The 6,993-nt window shown below is 32.9% G+C and carries 6 protein-coding genes; 2 read left to right on the forward strand and 4 right to left on the reverse strand.

Annotated elements, in window-relative coordinates; all coding sequences use genetic code 11:
* Positions 1–29 precede the first annotated feature (29 nt).
* From VB798_RS19520 to ung, 4 genes are all read right to left on the reverse strand, one after another.
* Complete coding sequence (locus VB798_RS19520; protein ID WP_323688915.1) at positions 30–2,030, reverse strand: T9SS type A sorting domain-containing protein; 2,001 nt, start codon at positions 2,028–2,030, stop codon at positions 30–32.
* Positions 2,031–2,462: 432 nt separating this feature from the next.
* Complete coding sequence (locus tag VB798_RS19525; RefSeq protein ID WP_323688916.1) at positions 2,463–3,908, reverse strand: TlpA family protein disulfide reductase; 1,446 nt, start codon at positions 3,906–3,908, stop codon at positions 2,463–2,465.
* A gap of 4 nt (positions 3,909–3,912) precedes the next feature.
* A complete protein-coding gene (locus VB798_RS19530; RefSeq protein ID WP_323688917.1) occupies positions 3,913–4,566 on the reverse strand; it encodes a GDSL-type esterase/lipase family protein in 654 nt (217 codons plus the stop codon).
* Positions 4,567–4,584: 18 nt separating this feature from the next.
* Positions 4,585–5,250 carry a uracil-DNA glycosylase gene (gene ung / locus VB798_RS19535; protein WP_323688918.1) on the reverse strand — a complete coding sequence of 222 codons (666 nt, stop codon included), beginning with the start codon at positions 5,248–5,250 and terminating at the stop codon, positions 4,585–4,587.
* Between the two features lie 99 nt (positions 5,251–5,349).
* Here ung and apaG point away from each other — a divergent pair, with 99 nt between their 5' ends.
* Positions 5,350–5,736, forward strand: coding sequence for a Co2+/Mg2+ efflux protein ApaG (gene apaG, locus VB798_RS19540; RefSeq protein WP_184133494.1), 387 nt, complete (start codon positions 5,350–5,352; stop codon positions 5,734–5,736).
* 242 nt (positions 5,737–5,978) lie between these two features.
* Entirely contained in the window at positions 5,979–6,752 is a 774-nt protein-coding gene (locus VB798_RS19545; RefSeq protein WP_323688919.1) for an O-methyltransferase, read from the forward strand.
* The last annotated feature ends 241 nt before the right edge of the window (positions 6,753–6,993 follow it).

Below are 6,993 nucleotides of genomic sequence, written 5' to 3' on the forward strand. Positions count from 1 at the left end.
TATCACTAATAAGATTGCCTAATCTAGCTTTAGTTTTCAATCATTAATTTTCTAACGGTTGTTTTTTGTTCATTTTTGATATTAATCAAATAAGTACCTTGTGGATAATTACGAACAGGAAGACTTAATTCATACACATTTTTAATATCTTCTTCATAAAGCAGTGAACCGTTTATAGTTAAAATGCTTATTTTCCCAGTCATTGGTTTTTGAAATCTGATAACTGCTTCTTTATTCACACTTGGATTTGGGAATATAACTACCTCACGTTGAATATCACTTTCTGTTGCTAAAATTGCAGGTGTTAAAGCTACCTGTAAACCATATTCAGATTCTGTTTTATCACCTAAAGCCTTCAAACGATATTCATAGGTTGTATTTTGTGATAATTGAGTATGCAAAAACTCTGTTTGTCCAGCCTCTAAGATCGCTATTTCGTTAAAGGTATCCTCATCTGCCCTCTTAGCTTCTAATATATATTTTTGCGTTTTGGGAACACTCTTCCAAGAAATCTTAAGTTGATTAAAAGCAAGCGGATTAATTGTAATTTCTGGGGTTAATAGTGGCGGAGTATATTCTTCAATTGCCACTTGGTCAAATGAAAAAGCTCTCATCCCAATTCTATTTGTTAAGAATGGTCCTCCAAATTGTTGAAAGATTTGGTCATCATGAAAAGATGGGAGATAATTGAACTTGTCTTTCGGTGCAGGGGCATTTAAGCTTAGAATAATCTTATTATTAACAGCTTTACCAGAAGTAACAAGTGTATTTTCACTATTCTCGTTAAAGTAAAACATATTTTTCATATACTGTTTTACTGCATTTCCTTGTTTATCAATCAAAACGGTATCTTCTACCCAAACCATCTGTTGGTCTTGTTCAAATTCAAGGACGAGTTCTTTTCTATCTGGTTTTGAAAAGTAGGCTCTTTGTATATTAGGAGAATTTACATTCTCATTATATTTTCCTCCATAGAGGTCACGGTCAATCATTCTAAACAGTTCATTTACTGTTTGTGTATGCCCGGAAGTATCATAATGAATTCCATCATAGCCCCTATTTCCAATTACAGTGATATTATCAACATCGTTATAAATGGTTTTTGCACGTCTTTGGTAGTCTCTTAATGCTCCAGCGTGTTTTTCAGGCCAAGCAATTAAACCTACTTGAAAAATATAATATTTATGAATATCAGGAAAGTCTTCATGCCAATAGTTATATAATTTATTAAACAGTTCTCCCCAATAAAGAGACCCTCCAGAAGATTCATTTTCACCTTGTCTCCAGATAAAAGCTTTTACTCCGCCATTTAATAAACCAGCATTTTTTACCATGTAGTAAGTTTGACCATAAACATTAGATAAATCTCCAACATTATAAGGATTTCTAATTAAACTAGCACCTAAATTGATACCTCCTACTGCACGGTTAATGACACATACTGGAATTTTATATTTTTCAATAATTCTTTTCTGAAGGCCACCTCCCATTTGTCCTACTCTATAATTTCCATACTCAGATACTCGCCAATTAATAGTTTCTTCATAAGGATAACTTGCACCATAGGTACGAGCAAATCTGTTATAATAAGGCTGAACACCATCATTAAATAAAGCCACAGCGTTAGACTGCCCGCCAATAACATAGGCATCTCCAGAAACTACATGTTTACGATGTACAACTTCACCAGAATCGCCTTTTGTACTAATAGCAAATATTCTAAAACTGTATTCTGCTAGTTCAGCTTTAATTGTTATTGGATTGAATTTGAATTTACCCTTAGCATCAACATAGGTAATTTCAGATTTTTGATAACCTATTTTCACATCCTCCCGAAAAATTTCTACAGAAAAAGCACGCCAACCTGGAACATCTACATATCCATTGATGGAGACATAAGATTCATTTTTTTCATTTCGAGGATAAAGCTGGTAATCTTCAGGAAGTTGTTCGAAAACAGTATTGTAAATACGCTGTGCATGAGTAGAGAATACTGACAACAATAAAATTAAGGTAAAAAACTTTTTCATTCTAAGTATATATGATTTAATATGATTACTAGTGGTGTGTCGTTGCGCTACTAATTAATGGTTGAATTGTTACAATCTGTAACAATTTAATGTAAACCTATAAGCCTAAATAAAGTAAAAAGAATTTTTGGAAGAGTGTAAAACTCCATTACTATATTAGGATATGAATTAGAAGAGCCTGATAAAGAAGTAGGTGTTAGAGATACTGCTAACTTATTAAAATGTGTACTACCTATTGCTATCCGACAAATGTAAAAATCTAAATATGCTTTATATATAGATGTGGGCAAATAATTCTACAAATATAAATGATAAAATGTATTCCTCTAAACACTCCTTTAAATTAGTGAATTTTAAAATATGCTAGAAATACATTTTTCTTCTCAATAGGATTGGGTTTAAACCCAATCCTATTGAGAAGAAGCATTCAATTTACTCTCCAATTAGTTTCAAAATATCCGACAAAATTTTAGGGTCGCTTGGGCGTTTGGCATCGCTGTCAACGATATTTCCTTTTTTGTCCATCAACATATATCTTGGAATAGACTCTAACTTGAAGAATTTAGCTGCGCCAGATTCCCAACCGCCTTTTGAATGAACATTTCTCTGGTTTTCTATTTGCAAATCTTTCATTCCTTTTCGCCAATTCTCCTCTTCTTCATCAATAGAAATGTATAAAAACACGACTTCTTTTCTTTGTTTATCGCTTAATTTTTCTTGTAAAAGCTTAGAAAATGGAAACTCTTTTCGACATGGTCCACACCAAGAAGCCCAAAAATCAAGATAAACGACTTTGCCTTTCAAACTTGCTAAGGATAATTCTTTGCCATCTGGCGTAATCGCTTTAAACCATTTACCATCCTCTTCTTTCGCTTTAATGGCTTCATCGTTTTTACTCATTATCTCACCACATTTTGCTTTAACCAAATTGGTATATGCTTCTGAATTTGGCGTGGCACTTAAAGCCGAAAAAGTATTTCTGACCACAGAAGGCAAACAAAACTGGCACTGACTATCCAACAAATAAGCTAAATAATACTGATACACCTTGGTTGGCAAATGTTCTCTGGCAAAAAGATGTTTATCTTCCATTGCCTTATTGACATCCGCATATTTCACAAAGCCATGCGCTTTTGAATTGAAATAAGTAATGTAATGAATCAGAAAATTGCGGTACGACGAAGAAAGTAAAGCGGATTCGTCCTGAATCTTTTTTTCGTCCAAGGTTTCTAAAACAGAATTAGGAAGAGATATTACTTGTGTTTGGGCTTGATTAGCGTTTCCTCTGATAATCGGATAAGCTAAAATATATGACCAATAATTCCAACGAATTTGATTTTCTATGTACTTTTTAAATACTTCCGAAAATTTACTTTGTTCTGGAAATGACTTGTAATAATCTGATTGTGCTTTTTTAGCTTCAAACAAATCCATTTCAAGTACATCAATAGACATACTATTTACTTTTTTCAGCATCAATGATGAAGTAAAATCTACTTTAAATGTCTGATAAAACTTTACTAAAAAATCATTTTCTAAAGCATTCTCACCTTTTATTTTCAAGCTTTTCTCGAAATCTTTAGCATCAAATGCTAAGGAAATATGATTTCCTTTCGCAACAAAGAGTAATATGCTTTGCTCTTTGAATTTGAGTTCAACAATTGCTTGACTCTGTACATTCAATTTACATTGAAATTGATTTTCAGAGTTCAAAACCAGTTTCTGAATCAAGGGGTTTACTCCTAATAGCAAAGGGTCATACACCAAAATCAGTGTATCACCCTTTCCAATATTTTCTACTTTGCCCGAAATAGTTGTTTCCTGAGCGAAAGCGAAAGAATAACATAAAATAAGAAGTACTGAAAAGATTTTTTTCATAGGTTTACTTCACGTGTTTTACCAAATATTTTCTGATGGCTGCTGTCCAAATCTGATACCCTTTTTGATTCAAATGTAATTTATCCGCCACAAAAATATCTTGCATCAATTCTCCATTGGGTAAATAAAAATGCTTTTGAATATCAATGAAATGAAGTTTTTTTTCTGATTTACAATACGCTTCAATTAATTGATTCGCCTTTCTTTGTTGCTCTACGATTTTCACCCTTGCAATACTTGGACGAATAGCAATATAAGCCACTGTAGCTTTTGGTGTTTGTTTCTTTACTTTACCGACAAATATTTTAAAATCTTCTAGTACAGTTTCAGGGCTTTTTCCTGAGGCAATATCGTTGTCTCCTTCATACACTAAAATGTATTTGGGTTGATATTTAGAGACAATTCTTTCAAAATACTCATTGGCATCGCTCATAACAGAACCACCAAAACCTCTGTTAATGACAGAATATCCTGCTAAATCTTCTTTATAAGTAGTCCATAATCGAAATGATGAGCTTCCAACCAACAAAATTTGTTTTGGTGCTGGCATTGAAAGCGAATCACTTTTTTCAAAAGCTTTGATTTCATTTTCAAATCGCTTCTGTCCGAAACAAAACTGACTAACTAAAAGGGCTACAATTAAAAGTAATTTTTTCATAGAAGATTTTGAGTTTTTTTACCATTGAATACCTGAAAGTCCTTTACTTACTAAATATTCGTTGGCTTTTGAAAAATGATGATTTCCAAACCAACCGCCTGAATTAGCAGCCATTGGCGAAGGATGTTTAGATTTCAAAACTAAGTGTTTTGAGGCATTAATTACCGCTCCTTTGTCCTGAGCATACTTTCCCCAAAGCATAAAAACTACTCCTTCTTTTTCTTCTGAAATACATTTAATTACAGCATCAGTGAAGGCTTCCCAACCTTTTTTCTGGTGTGAACCAGCCTCAGAAGCTCTAACTGTTAAAGTGGCGTTCAATAATAATACGCCTTGGTTTGCCCAGCGTTCTAAATTGCCAGATTTTGGAATCGGGATTCCTAAATCATCTTTAATTTCTTTAAAAATATTGATTAACGAAGGTGGTGCAGGGATTCCATCATTTACCGAAAAGGAAAGTCCCATCGCTTGCCCAGCTCCATGATAAGGATCTTGCCCAAGAATTACTACTTTAGTTTCGTTAAAAGGACATTTATCGAAAGCATTAAAAATTAGTTTTCCGGGTGGATATACCGTTCCAGCAGTATATTCGTTTTTAACAAAGTCAACTAAGGTTTTAAAATAAGGTTTTTCAAATTCTGGACTCAATCTTTCTTTCCAAGAATCTTCAATTTTTACGTTCATTCTTCAATGGGTTTTAATAAATTTATCAATTACGTTGATTTTTCAGACAATGTAATGTAATTTTCGCTAAAATATATTGTAAAAAAACTAATTAAAAAAATGGTCTCAGCTATCACAAATGGTGTAAAGGTAAGCGTTTTGACCCACTTTCAACCTGAATATTCTAATCCATTTCAAGGAAATTTTGTTTTTTCATATCATATCAAAATTCATAATGGAAGCGATTATACGGTAAAATTATTGCGTCGTCATTGGTATATCCATGATGCTAATGGTTTAGTGCGTGAAGTTGAAGGCGAAGGCGTTGTTGGTCAACAACCAACATTAGAACCCGGACAAACTTATGAATATACTAGCGGTTGTAATTTGAATACTTCGCTTGGAAAAATGGCGGGTACTTATCAGATGGAACGTATTTTTGATGGTAAGTTTTTCAATGTTGTTATTCCAGATTTTACGATGGTTGCTCCTTTTAGGATGAATTAAATGAATATTTAGGAGTTTGATTTACATTTAAAAATATAATACTTCATTTTCCAAAGACCTTACTTTTCTTGTCTTGATACAAGAAAAGTAACAAAAGAAAATCAAGAAATTCCGAAACTCGCTTCGCTCAAACAGCGGAATTTCGAAAAATTGCTTACGCACAAGAAATATTCAGTTCAATATTTCTTATTGTTTTTTCTTACTTTGCTATTGTTGCTCATTCACAAAATAAAAATCACGTTTTGATTAAAAGATATTTTCAATATTTACTTGCTTCCAAAAACGAACACGCAATTCATTCGCCTTTTGTTTTTCAACTTTATACCAAAATTATTCTTACAAAAAGCTTTCAATCTCCACATTTCAAAAGCATCGAAGCTTTGCGAAAAAGACTAAAGAAAAACGATAAAGTAATAGAAATTACAGATTTCGGAGCGGGTTCAAAGATTCATTCATCCAATTCAAGGCAAATCAAACAAATTGCTAAAAGTGCCGAAAAGCCTTCAAAATTTGGCAAATTACTTTTCAGACTTATTCAACATTTTGAACCTAAAGTAATTTTTGACTTAGGGACTTCTCTCGGAGTTACCACATTGTACGAAGCGAAGGCTTTGCAAAATGCTACAGTGATTACCTTTGAAGGTTGCCCGACAACGGCAAAAATTGCTCAGGAAAATTTTGACGAATTATCTGCCAATAATATAGAAATTGTTGTAGGAAATTTAGATGAAACATTGGCAACACAAATTGCCAAAACTGAAACAATTGACTTCGCTTTTTTTGATGCCAACCATCGTTATGAGCCAACCGTGAAGTATTTTGAAATGTGCTTAAGCAGAGCAAGCGAATCATCATTATTTATATTCGATGATATTCATTGGTCGGAAGAAATGCAGGAAGCTTGGCAATATATTAAAGCACATCCAAGCGTAATGATAACGATAGATTTATTCTTTATTGGTTTAGTTTTTTTCAGAAAAAATCAACCTAAACAACATTTTATCTTGAGATTTTAAACAAAATCATAGAAAGAAAAATATAAATCATCCGGAATTTTTTAAATCAAAAAAGCGGTCGAAATTAATTTTCCTACCGCTTTTTTATGATTGATGAACAACGAATTCCTACTGTTTGAGCGAAGCGAGTTTAGGAATTCTTGATTTTCTTTTGCGGCCGCCGCTGCGGTTACTTTTCTTGTATCAAGGTGCTGTGTTAAGAAACAAGTTCATTTGATTAAATATTTTTATAAATTGCATT

The organism is Arcicella lustrica, assembly GCF_034930985.1.
GTDB lineage: Bacteria > Bacteroidota > Bacteroidia > Cytophagales > Spirosomataceae > Arcicella > Arcicella lustrica.

Bases quoted from the DNA above. Each gene is read 5' to 3' on its own strand.
- VB798_RS19520 (WP_323688915.1), bottom strand. From the start codon at position 2,030: ATGAAAAAGTTTTTTACCTTAATTTTATTGTTGTCAGTATTCTCTACT.
- VB798_RS19525 (WP_323688916.1), bottom strand. From the start codon at position 3,908: ATGAAAAAAATCTTTTCAGTACTTCTTATTTTATGTTATTCTTTCGCT.
- VB798_RS19530 (WP_323688917.1), bottom strand. From the start codon at position 4,566: ATGAAAAAATTACTTTTAATTGTAGCCCTTTTAGTTAGTCAGTTTTGT.
- ung (WP_323688918.1), bottom strand. From the start codon at position 5,250: ATGAACGTAAAAATTGAAGATTCTTGGAAAGAAAGATTGAGTCCAGAA.
- apaG (WP_184133494.1), top strand. From the start codon at position 5,350: ATGGTCTCAGCTATCACAAATGGTGTAAAGGTAAGCGTTTTGACCCAC.